Consider the following 16,262-nt stretch of genomic DNA (forward strand, 5'->3'; position numbering starts at 1 on the left):
GATTAATGTTGCTCCTTATTCGCAGCAAGAATGAGCTCTTTTGCTCCTTGCTTAATTAAACGATCCGCTGCCTCTAAGCCAACTTGCTCTGGATTCACACCTGTGACAATTTCTTTTAACAAGACTGAACCATCCATAGAACCGACAAGAGCTGTTAATTCAATTTCATCATTCTTCTGAAGCGTTGCATAACCAGCGATCGGTACTTGGCAACCACCTTCAAGTTTATGAAGGAATACTCGTTCAGCCGCTACTGTTCGTTCTGTTACAGCATCATTCATATGTGATAATAATTGCAATAGATCTGCATCATCCTCACGACATTCAATCGCTAAGGCACCTTGTCCTACAGCTGGTACACATAATGTTTCATCTAAGTGTTCTGTAATTACATCATCATCCCAGCCCATTCTCTGCAATCCAGCCGTTGCTAAAATGATTGCATCATAATCTCCTTCTTTTAATTTACGTAATCTCGTATCAATATTTCCACGAATCCACTTCACTTGTAAATCTGGTCTAGCAGCGAGTAACTGCGCACTACGTCGTAAACTACTCGTACCAAGAATTGCACCTTCTGCTAAGTCCTCAAATGATTCCCCGTTTTTTGAGATGAACGCATCACGCGGATCGACACGCTTTGGTATACACCCAATTGTTAATCCATCTGGAAGTACAGCTGGCATATCCTTCATACTATGTACAGCCATATCGATTTCTTTCATAAGTAGTGCGTGTTCAATTTCTTTTACAAACAAGCCTTTCCCACCTACTTTAGAAAGCGTCACATCTAAAATAACATCACCTTTTGTAACAATTTCTTTCACTTCAAATTCATATGGTAAACCAAGCGCTTTTAATTGATCAATAAACCAATTTGTTTGTGTTAATGCTAGCTTACTCTTTCTTGAACCTACAATAATTTTGCGCATAATGTTCTCTCCTCATTATAAATACCAAAAGTGGAAGTTGGATAAACTGCTTAATAGAAAAATATTGATTAACATAACGAGAAAGGCTCCAATGTTCCAGTTTATAATTTTCTTACCTTGCAATATATCTGACCCTCGTAAATATAGACCCATGCAATAGACAAACAAAACAACAAAAGACCCGATTACTTTCGTGTCATACCAATGGAAATTATCTAGTTTTGTATATCCCCATATACATCCAAGCAAAATAGCTAATAGGAAAAACGGAACAGAAAATAAATTTAATCCATATGACATCGACTCAAGCTTCGGTAAGTTTCCTAACCTTCTTAATCTTGCATTCCATTTTTTTTGTTTTAATAATCGATATTGCAACAAGTACATAATGGAAAAAATAAACGATACTGTAAACGCCGCATAGGAAATAATCGCCATTCCTACATGCACGTATACAAGCTCTGAAACTAATTGATGTGCGAGTACAGGCGACATTTTTCCGAGCGGAGTGAAAATAGAAAAAGCGCTTACGCCAAAAGCAATGACATTTGTAAAAAAGACTAAAAAGTCAATGCGCATAAATCTATTGATTACGAGTGACATTGTAATTAATAGCCACACATAAAAATAAATCCCTGACAATAATGTCAAAATCGGATTCGTCTCTGATTCCGTAGCTCGAAGTAACATAAAAATAGACTGTAATACCCATACAATCGCAAGTAACCAAAAAGCAATTCGATTCGCCTTTCGGTTACTTTGGAAATAATCTATAAAATATAAACTAATGCTACAAGCATATAAAATAATTGCGATATGATAAATAATACTATTATTTAAAAAAACCATCCGATCATCCTTCCAGTTATAAAGATGGAACGGATGCTGTCCACACTCGTTTATGCTCTGGTTCTTCAATATGTTCCATGGCCGCTTCTTGCACTTCTAAATCAAAAATTTTCGCAAATAAAGCGAGCTTTTCCGTAGCTCCCTCTTCGGCCGCTAACTCTTTCGCTACTAAAATTGGATCCTTTAGCAGTTGATTGATAATACTTTTCGTATGCTTACTAATCACTTTTCTTTCACGATCACTAAGCGTTGGAATTTTTCGTTCAAGACTTTGCATCGTATCACTTTGAATCGCTAATGCTTTATCACGTAAAGCTGATATTAAAGGAACAACGCCAAGCGTATTTAACCAAGCTTTAAATATAACGATTTCCTCTTCGATCATAAGCTGAATTTTTTCCGCCTCTTTCAAACGTTCAGCACGATTGGCTTCCACTACACCTTGTAAATCATCAATATCGTACAAGAAAGAACCTTCTAGCTCATCGATTGTCGGATCAATATCACGCGGCACTGCAATATCTACCATAAATAATGGACGACCACAGCGTATACGCTCCACTCTTGTCATCATTTCTTTCGTAATCACGTAATCTGAAGCACCAGTTGAACTAATTAAAATATCCGCTTCTAAAAGCGCACACTGCAATTCACTTAACGGTTTTGCATGCCCCATATATTTCTCGGCCATTGTTTCCGCTTTCGTAAACGTACGGTTCATAACGGTCACTTTACGAGCTCCGCTTCCATATAAGTTTTGCAGGGCAAGTTCACCCATCTTTCCAGCGCCAAGAATCAAAACATGACAGTCTGTTAAATCACCGAAAATTTTCTTTCCAAGTTCAACAGCAGCATAGCTAACAGACATGGCACTTTCACCAATTGTTGTTTCTGAATGCGCACGCTTTGCTAACGTAATGACTTGTTTGAACAATTCATTAAAAATTGTCCCTGTTGCTTTCACTTTTTGCGCCTCTAAGAAGCTATTTCGAATTTGTCCTAAGATTTGTGTTTCACCCACTACCATAGAATCTAATCCGCACGTTACACGGAATAAATGTTCCACGGCACCATCTTGTTCAAAAATAGACAAATATGGTGAAACCTCTTCTATACCAAGCTGAAACCAATCAGCTAAAAATTTCTTAATGTAATATCGTCCCGTGTGTAATTGATCGACGACAGCATAGATTTCTGTGCGGTTACACGTTGATACAATGACATTTTCTAACACGCTCTTTTGATTTTGTAACGTTGTCATTGCCTGCTCTAACTCCGCTGCCTGAAATGTTAGTTTCTCACGAAATTCTACAGGGGCTGTTCGATAATTTACACCAACAACAAGAATATGCACGCAGCATGTCCCCCTTCAACCGTTTTATCACCTTATCTACTATCATAATACAACTTTCCTGTTATGAATCTGACAATCGTGTGAACATCAACAAATTATTTTTTCTGCTTTTCACACCTAGCAGGAAATACATTACTCATCTGACTATATAAATGCAAATTGAAAAAACGACATAAAACCTAATCTTTAGGTGGGAGAGAGCATCCAGCCACGCATAGAAGCGGTCAGATCCTCTCCCTGCCCCATGCCAAGTTAAAACAAAGAGAGAAAACGAGTACATGTCACCTTTTGTTCTTCATAACAGCGACTTATATGCTAGAAAATCAAAATGTATATATACCTTACTTTATAATCATTATAAAATAATAACTCTATTTGTACGTTACCAAAAAAATCTATCAGAATCAAGTGATGGAAACTATTCCATACGAATTGAAATACTCTCTTTCTCTATCTTCTTTCATCATACAGAAAAATATGTATGATTGTTCCAAAATGTAACAACTTCTTTCATGTGACACATTACTCAAAATTTTTTCGTTGCAATGTATTTGACATCTCATTTCTTTTTCGTTATATTTATTTTACAAAATTTAATTGCGAACAATTAAAAGGGAGGGATGCTCATGAAAGATAATCCTTTGCATCTTGATAATCAGCTTTGCTTTTCTATTTATGCTTGCTCTAGGGAAGTAACACGCTTTTATCGGCCTTATTTAGAAGAAATGGGTATTACGTATCCACAGTACATTACATTATTAGTACTTTGGGAGCAAGATGGATTAACTGTAAAAGAAATTGGTGAACGTCTATTTTTAGATTCCGGCACTTTAACCCCTATGTTAAAACGCATGGAAACATTAGGATTAGTTAAACGTGTTCGTTCTAAGGAAGATGAACGCAAGGTGTGCATTGAACTAACAGAACAAGGACACGCTTTAAAAGAAAAAGCATGTTCATTGCCAAAAACCATTGCTACCAATTTAGGAATTACAGAGCAAGAATACCGATCATTATTAGTTCAATTAAATAAATTAATTGAAACCATGAAACCAATAAATGATAGAAAAGGGGAATAAGGATGGAAAAATTATACACAGCAACTGTAACTGCAACGGGTGGAAGAAACGGGAAAGTTGTTTCTGAAGACGGCATTCTAAACCTTGATGTGAAGATGCCAAAAGCATTAGGCGGTATGGGCGGCGAAGCAACGAACCCAGAACAATTATTTGCAGCTGGTTATGCAGCATGCTTTGATAGTGCATTACAACTTGTTATTCGTACAAAACGTGTAAAAGTAGAAAGTACAGAAGTGACAGCTCATATTTCAATTGGGAAAGATACGGACGGCGGTTTTGGATTATCTGCTGTACTTGATGTACGTGTAGCTGGCGTTTCTCATGCTGAAGCACGAGAGCTTGTAGAAGCTGCACATGGCGTATGTCCATATTCAAAAGCGACTAGAGGAAATATTGAGGTTACATTAAACGTACTATAAGTAAACAAAAAAACGTGCGACGAATCGTCACACGTTTTTTGTTTTTGTAAACTTATGAATGGCTTTCCACGCTTCTTCTTTTCCAAGCCCTGTTTCCGATGAAAATAGAACAACTTCATCACCTTGTTCAATATCAAGCGTTTCTTTCACAACCTTCAAATGCTTTTGCCATTTCCCTTTCGGAATTTTATCGGCTTTTGTTGCAATGATGATTGTTGGAATTTCATAATGCTTTAAGAAATCATACATCATAACATCATCGTTTGTTGGCGGGTGACGTAGATCAACTACTAATACAGCCGCATCTAATTGCTCACGCGTTGTAAAATAGGTTTCAATCATTCTGCCCCATGCCGCTCGCTCTGTTTTCGATACTTTCGCATATCCATAACCTGGAACATCGACAAAATGCATCATTTCATTAATTAAGAAAAAGTTGAGTGTCTGCGTTTTTCCTGGTTTAGAAGAAATACGCACTAACTTTTTACGATTTAAAATTTTATTAATAAAGGAAGACTTCCCAACATTAGAACGACCTGCTAATGCAATTTCTGGTAAGTCACCATCTGGATATTGTTCTGGTTTAACAGCACTAATGACAATATCTGCTTTTGTTACTTTCATTGTTTCACTCCTACTAATGCGTGCTCCAATACTTCGTCTAAATGAGACACAAGCACAAACGTAAGGTTTTCTTTTACGCTTTCTGGAATATCATCTAAATCCTTTTCATTTTCGGCTGGCAAAATAATTTTTGTTAAGCCTGCGCGATGAGCACTTAATGTTTTTTCTTTTAAACCACCGATTGGTAATACACGACCACGAAGGGTAATTTCACCTGTCATCCCTACTTCTTTACTGACAGGTACACCTGTCAATGCGGAAATAAGCGCCGTTGCCATCGTAATACCAGCTGATGGACCATCCTTTGGCACTGCTCCTTCTGGAACATGAATATGGATGTCATTCTTTTCATGGAAATTTGAATCGATATGAAGTTCTTCTGCACGAGAGCGAATATAACTAAATGCAGCTTGTGCGGATTCTTTCATAACATCCCCAAGTTTCCCTGTTAAAATTAATTTTCCTTTTCCTGGTGATACAGATACTTCAATTGCGAGTGTATCACCGCCAGCAGCTGTATACGCTAAACCAGTTGCCATTCCAACTTGATCTTTCGTTTCAGCTTGCCCATAACGGAATATATGTTTACCAAGTAGGTCTGTAATATTTTTTTCCGTTACAATAATACGTTTACGCTCTTCTGTTACAATAATCTTTGCTGCTTTACGACAAATCTTTGCAATTTGACGTTCTAACGTTCGAACACCAGCCTCGCGCGTATAGTAGCGAATAATTTCAAGCAGGGCTTCATCACGAATTTGTAAATTCCCTTTTCGTAAGCCATGTTCTTTTAATTGCTTCGGCAATAAATGTTCACGAGCAATATGTACCTTTTCAATCTCTGTATAACCAGCAATCGAAATAATTTCCATACGATCAAGGAGTGGACCTGGAATGCTTGCAAGCGTATTTGCAGTTGCAACAAACATTACTTTTGATAGGTCGTACGGCTCTTCAATATAATGATCGCTAAAATTATGGTTTTGCTCCGGGTCTAATACTTCTAATAATGCAGCAGACGGATCGCCGCGGAAATCATTGGACATCTTATCAATCTCATCTAATAAAAAGACTGGGTTGATTGTTTTTGCCTTCTTCATCCCTTGAATAATACGCCCTGGCATTGCTCCCACATATGTACGACGGTGACCACGAATTTCAGATTCATCACGAACACCACCAAGAGAAACACGGACAAAATTACGATTTAACGATGTGGCAATCGAACGAGCTAAAGATGTTTTCCCAACACCCGGAGGGCCTACTAGACAAAGAATTGGTCCTTTTAAAGAATTTGTTAGCTTTTGTACAGCTAAATATTCCAGTACACGTTCTTTCACTTTCTCAAGACCATAATGATCTCTATTTAAAATCGTTTCAGAATGTGCTAAATCGATCATATCCTCTGTCGCTTCTGTCCACGGAAGTGCTAATAACCAATCCAGATAATTGCGAATGACACCACTCTCTGCAGAACTTACTGGCAACTTTTCATAACGATCTAATTCTTTTAGGGCAGCTTTCTTCGTTTCTTCTGGCATTCCAGCCTCTTCGATTTTTTCGCGAAGTTCCTCTACTTCGCCGCCTTTACCTTCTTTATCACCAAGTTCTGTTTGAATCGCCTTCATTTGTTCACGCAAGAAATATTCTTTTTGCGTACGTTCCATCGAACGTTTCACCTTTTGTCCAATTTTCTTTTCTAAACTAAGTAGTTCCTGTTCATCTTGAATAATGGAAATGAGCGTATGTAATCTTTCTTTCGCTGATCTAATCTCCAAAATTTCTTGCTTTTGTTTTGTTTTAATTGGTAGATGAGAAGAAATTAAATCAGCTAGGCGGCCAGGTTCTTCAACATCTACTACTGTCGCAAACGTTTCATTCGATACTTTTTTCGAAACTTTAATATATTGCTCGAAATGTTCAAGTAACGTGCGCATTAGAGCCTTTTCTTCTAGATCGCCTTCTTCTTCCTCTGTTACTGTTTGAATAGAAACCTGTATTACATTTTCTTCTTCAATAAATTCTACAATTTCTGCTCTATGTAAACCTTCTACAAGGACACGAAGCGTACCGTTCGGCAGTTTTAACATCTGCTTTACTTTCGCTACTGTACCCACACTATATATGTCATCTTCTTTTGGATCATCGATATTCATTTCTTTTTGCATCGCTAAAAAGATGATATTTTCATCCATTGCTGCCTGCTCTAGTGCTTGTATTGATTTATCACGTCCTACATCAAGATGCAGAACCATCGTTGGATATACGAGAACGCCTCTTAATGGTAGGAGGGGCACAATTCTTTCGTTCGTATTCATACTAGACATAGCACCTCCATAATAAATTAAACTCCTGTTCAACTATTTTATATTACAATACACTTGGATGCAATTGCAGAGATTCCTTGCAATTGCAAATCTCCTACTTTTTCTTTCTCTATAAAGTGAAACTTCCAGCCGTAGGGGCCTTAGTTAACCATCACCAATCGGGCTTTTACAGGTAAGTTGCCCTACCTATTTCCTCCTCTTCTCTCTGAGCTTTGAAGTAGGGGCTTATTGCCCACGAATAGCGGGATAAAAGAAAAAGGGACCTCGCTTAAGCATACAAACTTAAACGAAGTCTGGCAAACATTACATGTTCTATTTCCCATTTACCTAAAAGGAAACCACTTCTTAGAACCCGATTTAATTTACATCGATTGTACATCGCCTTCATCTAGCTCGCGATGCACATCAATTTCACGATGCAATTTTTCCTGGACGAATGTTAACGCAAAAACTTCTTTTAATTTTCGAACGGGAATAATCTCGATACCCTTTATCGTATATAAAAATGGCTGCATGTTTTCAGCAGGAATAATAACCTTTTTCGCTCCTGCCTTTTTTGCTGCTTTTACTTTTGCATATACGCCGCCTACTGGTTTTACTTCTCCATGAATGCTTATTTCTCCGGTCATCGCTATTTCGTTATTCACATACACTTGGTGAAGCGCTGAATATACACCTGTTGCCATTGCAATGCCTGCTGAAGGACCATCAATTGGAATACCACCTGGGAAATTAATATGTATATCATATCCTTCTGGTAACAAGTCTAGGGAGCGGAGCACGGTTAATACATTATCAACGGATCCTTTTGCCATACTTTTACGGCGAATCGATTTTGTTTGACTACCAATACTCTCTTCTTCCACAATTCCTGTAACATTTATCGTACCTTTTTCCGCAGCTGGAATTGCCATTACTTCAATTTCTAATAGCGCCCCTGTATTCGGTCCATATACTGCAAGACCGTTTACAAGACCGATCTTCGGAATTGGATAAATACGCTTTTCATATTTTGGAGTAAGCTGACTAGAATGTACAACCCATTCAATATCCTCATCTTTAATAAAAGAACGTCCCTCATTAATCGCCATTCCTGCAGAAATTTGCACAAGATTAATGGCTTCTCTTCCATTTCTTGCATACATGCCGATCATTTCAACACCTTGTTTTCCAATTTCCATTTTCACTTTTTCAGCTGCATTCTTCGCTACTTTTTGAATTTCTTCTGTATCAAGTTCACGGAAGAAAACTTCTAAACAACGAGAACGAATAGCAGGAGGAATTTCATCTGGAGAACGAGTTGTCGCTCCGACTAAGCGGAAATCTGCTGGTAAGCCTTTTTGAAAAATATCATGTATGTATGTTGGAATCATTGAATTTTCTTCACTGTAGTATGCACTTTCCAAAAATACTTTGCGATCTTCTAATACTTTTAACATCTTATTCATCTGGATTGGATGCAATTCACCAATTTCATCAATAAATAAAATGCCACCATGTGCATCCGTTACGGCACCTTTTTTCGGTTGTGGAATTCCTGCTTGCCCCATTGCACCTGCACCTTGATAAATCGGATCATGTACCGAGCCAATTAAAGGATCAGCAATGCCACGCTCATCAAAGCGGGCAGTTGTTGCATCTAGTTCAATAAATGTTGCATTCATACGAAATGGTGATTTTTGATTTTTCTTCGCTTCTTCTAACACAAGACGTGCTGCCGCTGTTTTCCCTACCCCAGGAGGGCCATATATAATGACATGCTGCGGATTCGGTCCACACAGTGCTGCCTTTAATGATCTAATTCCGTCCTCTTGGCCAACAATATCTAAAAAAGATGTAGGACGTACCTTCTCGGCAAGTGGTTCTGTCAAAGAAATCTCGCGCATTTTGCGAAGTTGTTCTAATTCTTTTTTCGATTCTCGATCAATTGAAACTTTTTGTGTTCGCTGGTTTCGGAGCAAATGCCAAAAATACAATCCGACAATTACACCAAAAACAAGTTGAACAAGTAAGAATATGTTTGTCCAGCTCATAATTCATTTCCTCCCGCTATGTTTTACCATTTAGTATTTCCTGGGAGGAATAGTGCTAAACATAATAAGAAACAGCAATTATAAAAATTGCTGTTTCATTTTTACACTATGCAGATGTTTTTGTATCGAGTACAGTACCGTCTTGTAACACCAATTTTGGCGGTGCATTGTCTGCTACTGTTTCTTTTGAAAGAATACACTTCTCGATATCTTTACGAGATGGAAGCTCGAACATTACATCTAGCATTAAGCCTTCAATAATAGAGCGAAGTCCACGAGCACCTGTTTTACGTTCAATTGCTTTTTTCGCAATTTCAATCAGTGCTCCTTCTTCAAATTCCAACTCAACATCGTCAAGCTCCAATAATTTTTGGAACTGTTTTACAAGCGCATTTTTCGGTTTTGTTAAAATATCAACAAGAGCACCTTCATCAAGTGGTTCTAGGTTCGCAATAACTGGAAGACGACCAATAAACTCTGGAATTAAACCAAATCGTAAAAGGTCTTCTGGTAATACGTGAGATAAAACATGCTTTTCATTTACATCAGCATTTTTCTTCTCTGAACCAAATCCAATTACTTTTTCACCAAGGCGACGTTTAATAATTGGCTCAATACCATCAAACGCACCACCACAAATGAATAAGATGTTCGTTGTATCAATTTGAATAAACTCTTGATGCGGATGTTTACGACCACCTTGAGGCGGAACGCTTGCTACAGTACCCTCTAAAATTTTCAGAAGGGCCTGCTGTACACCCTCACCAGATACATCACGTGTAATTGATGGATTTTCTGACTTACGCGCCACTTTATCAATCTCATCAATATAAATGATTCCTTTTTCAGCTTTCTCTACATCGTAATCAGCTGCTTGAATAAGTTTTAGTAAGATGTTTTCTACATCTTCCCCTACATATCCAGCTTCTGTTAAAGATGTTGCGTCCGCGATTGCAAATGGAACATTTAAAATACGCGCTAATGTTTGTGCCAATAATGTTTTACCACTACCTGTTGGCCCGATAAGTGCGATATTACTTTTCGCCAATTCTACATCATCAATTTTGCTGTTAGAATTGATGCGTTTGTAATGATTATATACCGCTACCGCTAATGCTTTCTTCGCATTATCTTGTCCGATTACATACTCATCTAAGATTTCACGAATTTCTACCGGTTTCGGTACATCTTTGAATTCTACTTCTTCGTCCTTCGCAAGCTCCTCTTGCACAATCTCTGTACAAAGCTCAATGCACTCATCACAAATGTAAACACCAGGACCAGCAACAAGCTTTCGGACTTGCGTTTGTGTTTTACCACAGAAAGAACATTTTAATTGCCCTTTTTCATCATTAAATTTAAACATATTTTCACACCCCTTACAAAGTGCTAATATCTTGCCTTCGTATGTACACGATAAATGTATCGTATGTAAATACATATTATGTCACTACGTGGCGAGAAATACAAATAATATGACTAGTTATGTACAAATAAAAAATTTTTAAAACTTTTGAAATATGTATATTCGACTTTAGAAGGATCATTTCCTTCTAAAGTCGAAAAGTTTTATAAATATATTTATATCTATATTTATAAAACAAGGCACGATCCAAAATCGCGCCTTGTTATTTTATTATGCAGCTTTGCTGTTGTCTACTAAGAAGTCTACAGCTTTACGAACTTTAATGTCTTCAGATAAAGCATCTAAGCTTCCAAGAGCTTGTGTGATAGCGTCAACTGGCATATTGTACATTGCAGCCATTTTTTCAACTTCTGCAGTTACTTCTTCTTCAGTAACTTCGATGTTTTCAGCTTCAATGATCGCTTCAAGAACAAGGTTGATTCTTACACGTTTTTGTGCATCTTCTTTCATTTGTTCTTTTAGCTTGTCAGCGTCAGTACCTGTGAATTGGTAGTAAAGCTCAAGGTTCATACCTTGTTGGCTTAAGCGTTGTTCGAATTCACGAATCATACGATCTAACTCAGTTTCGATCATAGCTTCTGGAATTTCGATTTCAGCGTTATCAGCAGCTTTTTCTACTACTTCGTCACGAACTTTGTGCTCAGCTTCGTGCTTTTTGCCTTCTTCTAAGTTTGTACGAAGTTTTGCTTTTAACTCTTCAAGAGTTGCAACTTCTTCGTCTGCATCTTTAGCGAACTCGTCATCTAAAGCTGGAAGTTCTTTTGCTTTAATTTCATGAACTGTTACTTTAAATGTTGCTGGTTTACCAGCAAGTTCTTCTGCATGGTACTCTTCTGGGAATGATACTTCAACGTCTTTTGACTCGCCAGCTTTTAGACCAATTAATTGCTCTTCAAAACCTGGGATGAATGTACCAGAACCGATTGCTAGAGAGTAGTTCTCGCCTTTTCCGCCTTCGAATGCTTCGCCATCAACGAAACCTTCAAAGTCGATTACAGCTGTATCGCCGTTTTCAGCAGTACCTTCTTCTTTAACAACTAGTTCAGCTTGACGCTCTTGTAAAGATTGTAATTCGTTCTCTACATCTTCGTCAGTTACAGTTGTTTCAACTTTTTCTACTGCTAGTCCTTTGTATTCACCTAATTTAACTTCAGGTTTTACAGTAACTTTTGCAGTGAAGATTAAGTTTTCATTTTTCTCGAACTTCTCGATGTCGATTTCAGGATGAGCAACTGGGAAGATACCAGTTTCATCGATTGCTTCACCGTATGCTTTTGGTAAGATAATATCTAAAGCATCTTGGTATAAAGATTCAATACCAAAGCGTTGTTCGAATAACGGACGAGGCATTTTTCCTTTACGGAAACCAGGTACGTTAATTGTTTTTACTACTTTTTTGAACGCAGCGTCGATAGAGTTGTTTACTTCTTTAGCATCAACTTCGATTGTTAAAACGCCAACGTTACCTTCTAATTTTTCCCATTTTGCAGCCATTTATTCTTTCCCTCCAACTATAATAATGTATGCACATACCTCTACAGATTGAGATTTTCATTATTTCTTTTTTAGAAACAACAAAAGCATGAAAGCCAATTTATTTAAGCTTTCTAATCTTCTAGCAATAAGCCTTAAGACACGCGATTCTCAATCTATTATTTGTCTATAAGACAAACACGGTATATTTTGTTCGAGAATAATATGAAACATATTAAGTAAGAGAATTATACTTCTCTCCTCTTACAAGCAGGCATAATTCAGCCTTTTGCAACCCTTACATTATAACATAGAATATTCTCGTTTCAATAACTGAACGATTCTTTTTCATAATTATACAGGTAAATGCCCTTCTCTCTCCACGCGTAAAAACCATTGATAGGCAATATGAAACTCTTCAACGGTAATATTATACGCCGCCATAAGTTCCTCTTCATCGATGATCAATCCGAAACGCTTTCTCCCGATTCGCTCTAAAACCGCTGCCCATACTTCTACTTTATCTATTAGTAATGGGAACGGGAAAATACTAGCTTGCATTTCTCTCCAATATGTAATAATCGCCTCAAACATATTTGGATTATCACTTTCTAAACGATTAGATAATATATGTATAACTTTCTTCGAGTACTCATCATTATGATCCAAATGAGCTGGAATAATCATTATTCTTTCGCCAAATTTTTCTACTTCTATTTCTTCTTTCATACGCTTCTCTACCATTTTGTATATAATAGAAGTTTTTAAATATGGATGTCGCGTGCTATCAACGAGAAATTTCCGTAAAGCTGGCAAAGCTTTTTCGAGGTTTTTAATTAAAAGAGCATGAATTACCTGTAGCTGCTGCCCAAAATTTTCTACAAATAGTTTTTTCGAAAATTCTTCCAGATCAAAATCTGATTCTACTAGCGTCGTTTCCTCACCATTTAGCATATTCTCCGCAAATTGGGCAAGCTGCGCTAACTTTTCTCTTTGCTCTACAGTCAATTCTTTCTTCTGCAAAACCTCTTCAACAGTCTCAATTACACCTACATAATCATTTGTTTGAACTAAAATAGTCACGTATGTTTCAAGAATATCCCCAAACAAGACTGTTCCTGTTTCAAGCAACTTCTCACATCGGTCTTTTGATTCTTCCATTCGCTTTAATTCTAATAAACAAATAACTGAAGCTAATTCTGTTTGCTCTGTTTCTCCATTATACTGGCGTAATATTTCAAAACAGCGCAATGCATCTTCGAACTTCCGCTCCCGCAGCGCCATAAACCCTTGATCAATATAACGCTCTGACAACTGCGGAAACAATACGACCGTATTTTCTTTTTTATCCATACGTCCGCCTCTTTTTTTAGATTTTAAATATCTTCAAAGTAAATATAACAAATGGCTGTTAAGAAAACAACATTCCAAATACATTTATTTGAAATATGAAAATATTCTACTTTTATAATTAAAACGAAAAAATCATATCAGAATATCCTCTTTATACATATAAAAAACCCTCAGCAAATAACGCAGAGGATTTCCTCATTAATGGGCAGCTTTTATAATTGTAGGATATACGAAAAGAGTAATCATTTGGAGAACAATAATTGTAACAACAACCATGCTAAAAAAGAAGATTGGCTTACTTCGTTTCATCAAAAACATAATAATAAGCATAATGCAGGCAAGTAAACACATAAAAAATAAACTTGTAGTAGGACTCAGTATTCCGCTAGGGACAAATGACAATAATATAACACTACAAACACCTATAATTCCGAGTAACCATTCCATTCATTTACCCTTTCCCTCTCATAACAATTCTCTCTATGCTACTAAATGTTTTACAACCTCAATTACATCTGTTAATTTCTCATATGCAACAAACCCGAAAGCTATTGTTAAAGCCGTTACGACTAATCCTTTCATGTTTTTCTTCCTCCTCGTGTCATCTTCGTTACCTTAATTATAAAGAACTGGCATTTTGTTACCATCGAACTTTCTTACACTTACCTTACAGAATTGTAAGATTTCAAAAGAAAAAAACCACCTAACATAATTGAAAGTGGTTTTACGGGAGTTCTCTATAATCGTCTGCAAAATTAACATTCTTTTCTTAGTACTTATTTGGTGGATTTATTCTTAAACTAATTGATTTACGAAACACTTTTGTAATTATTTATTACATCACATTCGAGATATTTCTCTCCTTCACCTTCTTATAAATTTTTAAATACAGCCTAATTCCCTTGTTGAAAAATGTTAAAATATTTTTATGTAATTCAAAATCCAGAAATTAAAGGGGATGATCCATATGTTCAAAAAAGTAGCTGCTGATGTTCTCGGGCTAAGCGATGTAGGTTCTGTAATCACACCGAAAGATTATGATAAAGTGGATGCTGATGATTATGTGATGCATGAAGATGGAGAAAAAATTTATTTTCTAATTAAATCAAAATCAGATGAATATTGTTTTACAAACAAAGGGTTAATTCACTTAGATGGTACGAGTGCAGCAAGTAAAAAACGTACATTACGCCGCTTCAGCTACAGCAAACATCAAATTAAAAATGTAGCGTTAGAAACTGCTGGTACAATCGATTTAGATGTAGAAATTAAATTCCATATGGGAGATGAATATTACTCAATTGACGTTCATAAAAAACATATCGAGGAATTAAAAGACTTATATAAAGCTCTTCTCAAAATTGAGGAAATTTCATACGAAAATGATATTACATTACAATATGCTCATAAAAGTTTAGATATGGCTTCTAACACATTTAGTCGTATTACGAATGCACAAGTTAATTTAGCAGAGCAATTTAAAGAAATGAATCAAATTGCGTTTAATTGGCTTGTGGATACGAAGAAGCAATATAACGTGAAAGATTATGGGTTTGTTTTTGAAAAATTTATTAACGATTAATTTTTGAATAAACAAAAAACCTTGTCATCAAAAGATAACAAGGTTTTTTTAGCGTCCCAGGAGAGATTCGAACTCCCGACCGACGGCTTAGAAGGCCGTTGCTCTATCCTGCTGAGCTACTGGGACATGGAGCGGGTGAAGAGAATCGAACTCTCGACCAGAGCTTGGAAGGCTCTTGTTTTACCACTAAACTACACCCGCATATTTTGTTTTCATTTCCGTCTGATATCTTATCGACAAGGTTTATTATATTTGCACACGCAGATAAAGTCAACACCTTTTTTCAAAGAGGATAATTTTTCTTATCCTCTTTGAAAAGTTTTATGTGCGACAACTTTTCCAGCTAATGTTTCAAATCGAATTTCAATGTCCTTTTCATTTACTTCTAACAAAGTAAATGTTTTTTCTTTACGGGAACGTGGCAGTAAAATGCTTCCTGGATTGATGAATAAAATACCATCAATAAATTCCGCTCCCAACATATGAGAATGTCCAAAACATACAATATTCGCTCCCACTTCTTTTGCACGATATAAAAGTGTTTGCAAAGTCATTTTAATATTGTATCGATGACCGTGTGTAGCAAAAAAGCGCATTTCATCTACATCAGTAATGATTTCTTCTTCAAAACCATTATAAAGATCGCAATTCCCTTTTACTACTTGGAACCCTCGTAAATCTGGATGATCTGGCGTTAGTTCTGAATCACCGCAATGAATCATAACATCTACATTTCCCTCATATGTATCTTTTAATTGCTGTAATTCTTTCGTAGAACCGTGACTATCGCTTACAATTAAAGCTCTCATCG

Annotated in this window: 14 protein-coding genes and 2 tRNA genes; 3 read left to right on the forward strand and 13 right to left on the reverse strand. The window is 36.7% G+C overall.

Going from position 1 to position 16,262, the window contains the following annotated elements; all coding sequences use genetic code 11:
- Nucleotides 1–2 precede the first annotated feature (2 nt).
- The 3 genes from hemC to hemA are packed head-to-tail and all read right to left on the reverse strand — an operon-like array spanning nucleotide 3 to nucleotide 3,135.
- Entirely contained in the window at nucleotides 3–932 is a 930-nt protein-coding gene (gene hemC / locus ORL93_RS13680) for a hydroxymethylbilane synthase (protein WP_265959139.1), read from the reverse strand.
- 15 nt (nucleotides 933–947) lie between these two features.
- Nucleotides 948–1,781, reverse strand: coding sequence for a cytochrome c biogenesis protein (locus tag ORL93_RS13685; protein ID WP_018781677.1), 834 nt, complete (start codon nucleotides 1,779–1,781; stop codon nucleotides 948–950).
- 16 nt (nucleotides 1,782–1,797) lie between these two features.
- Nucleotides 1,798–3,135 carry a glutamyl-tRNA reductase gene (gene hemA / locus ORL93_RS13690; protein WP_018764395.1) on the reverse strand — a complete coding sequence of 446 codons (1,338 nt, stop codon included), beginning with the start codon at nucleotides 3,133–3,135 and terminating at the stop codon, nucleotides 1,798–1,800.
- A 626-nt stretch (nucleotides 3,136–3,761) separates the two neighbouring features.
- Between hemA and ORL93_RS13695 the strand changes: the two genes are divergently transcribed.
- Both ORL93_RS13695 and ORL93_RS13700 read left to right on the forward strand, forming a co-directional pair.
- The gene (locus ORL93_RS13695; protein ID WP_016116496.1) at nucleotides 3,762–4,214 is read left to right on the forward strand and encodes a MarR family winged helix-turn-helix transcriptional regulator; all 453 of its coding nucleotides are present in this window, start codon (nucleotides 3,762–3,764) and stop codon (nucleotides 4,212–4,214) included.
- Nucleotides 4,215–4,216: 2 nt separating this feature from the next.
- Nucleotides 4,217–4,633, forward strand: a complete 417-nt coding sequence (locus ORL93_RS13700) for an organic hydroperoxide resistance protein (RefSeq protein WP_003200800.1) — start codon at nucleotides 4,217–4,219, stop codon at nucleotides 4,631–4,633.
- 27 nt (nucleotides 4,634–4,660) lie between these two features.
- On the opposite strand, the gene ysxC is transcribed toward ORL93_RS13700, so the two are convergent.
- The 7 genes from ysxC to ORL93_RS13735 all read right to left on the reverse strand — a co-directional run bounded on the left by ysxC (nucleotide 4,661) and on the right by ORL93_RS13735 (nucleotide 14,316).
- Nucleotides 4,661–5,257, reverse strand: coding sequence for a ribosome biogenesis GTP-binding protein YsxC (gene ysxC / locus ORL93_RS13705; protein ID WP_018764396.1), 597 nt, complete (start codon nucleotides 5,255–5,257; stop codon nucleotides 4,661–4,663).
- Nucleotides 5,254–7,584: an endopeptidase La gene (lon, locus tag ORL93_RS13710; RefSeq protein WP_003200793.1), complete on the reverse strand. Its 2,331-nt coding sequence runs from the start codon at nucleotides 7,582–7,584 to the stop codon at nucleotides 5,254–5,256. Before lon ends, ysxC begins: the two co-directional genes overlap by 4 nt.
- A 362-nt stretch (nucleotides 7,585–7,946) precedes the next feature.
- On the reverse strand, nucleotides 7,947–9,617 hold the full coding sequence (lonB, locus tag ORL93_RS13715; protein ID WP_003200791.1) for an ATP-dependent protease LonB: 1,671 nt from the start codon (nucleotides 9,615–9,617) through the stop codon (nucleotides 7,947–7,949).
- A 106-nt stretch (nucleotides 9,618–9,723) separates the two neighbouring features.
- A complete protein-coding gene (gene clpX, locus ORL93_RS13720; RefSeq protein ID WP_018764399.1) occupies nucleotides 9,724–10,983 on the reverse strand; it encodes an ATP-dependent protease ATP-binding subunit ClpX in 1,260 nt (419 codons plus the stop codon).
- A gap of 270 nt (nucleotides 10,984–11,253) precedes the next feature.
- On the reverse strand, nucleotides 11,254–12,537 hold the full coding sequence (gene tig / locus ORL93_RS13725; RefSeq protein WP_003200787.1) for a trigger factor: 1,284 nt from the start codon (nucleotides 12,535–12,537) through the stop codon (nucleotides 11,254–11,256).
- A 333-nt stretch (nucleotides 12,538–12,870) separates the two neighbouring features.
- Complete coding sequence (locus ORL93_RS13730; protein ID WP_097795381.1) at nucleotides 12,871–13,869, reverse strand: hypothetical protein; 999 nt, start codon at nucleotides 13,867–13,869, stop codon at nucleotides 12,871–12,873.
- A 198-nt stretch (nucleotides 13,870–14,067) separates the two neighbouring features.
- Complete coding sequence (locus ORL93_RS13735) at nucleotides 14,068–14,316, reverse strand: hypothetical protein (protein WP_018764400.1); 249 nt, start codon at nucleotides 14,314–14,316, stop codon at nucleotides 14,068–14,070.
- Between the two features lie 520 nt (nucleotides 14,317–14,836).
- Between ORL93_RS13735 and ORL93_RS13740 the strand changes: the two genes are divergently transcribed.
- On the forward strand, nucleotides 14,837–15,451 hold the full coding sequence (locus ORL93_RS13740) for a PH domain-containing protein (RefSeq protein ID WP_003200781.1): 615 nt from the start codon (nucleotides 14,837–14,839) through the stop codon (nucleotides 15,449–15,451).
- Nucleotides 15,452–15,503: 52 nt separating this feature from the next.
- Here ORL93_RS13740 and ORL93_RS13745 read toward each other — a convergent pair.
- The 3 genes from ORL93_RS13745 to ORL93_RS13755 all read right to left on the reverse strand — a co-directional run bounded on the left by ORL93_RS13745 (nucleotide 15,504) and on the right by ORL93_RS13755 (nucleotide 16,260).
- Nucleotides 15,504–15,577 (reverse strand) — tRNA-Arg (locus tag ORL93_RS13745).
- Nucleotide 15,578: 1 nt separating this feature from the next.
- A tRNA-Gly gene (locus ORL93_RS13750) sits at nucleotides 15,579–15,652 on the reverse strand.
- Nucleotides 15,653–15,753: 101 nt separating this feature from the next.
- Nucleotides 15,754–16,260: a metallophosphoesterase gene (locus tag ORL93_RS13755; RefSeq protein WP_003200763.1), complete on the reverse strand. Its 507-nt coding sequence runs from the start codon at nucleotides 16,258–16,260 to the stop codon at nucleotides 15,754–15,756.
- Nucleotides 16,261–16,262 lie beyond the last annotated feature (2 nt).

The sequence above is a fragment of the Bacillus sp. DHT2 genome, from assembly GCF_026241455.1.
GTDB classification, from domain to species: Bacteria; Bacillota; Bacilli; order Bacillales; family Bacillaceae_G; genus Bacillus_A; species Bacillus_A pseudomycoides.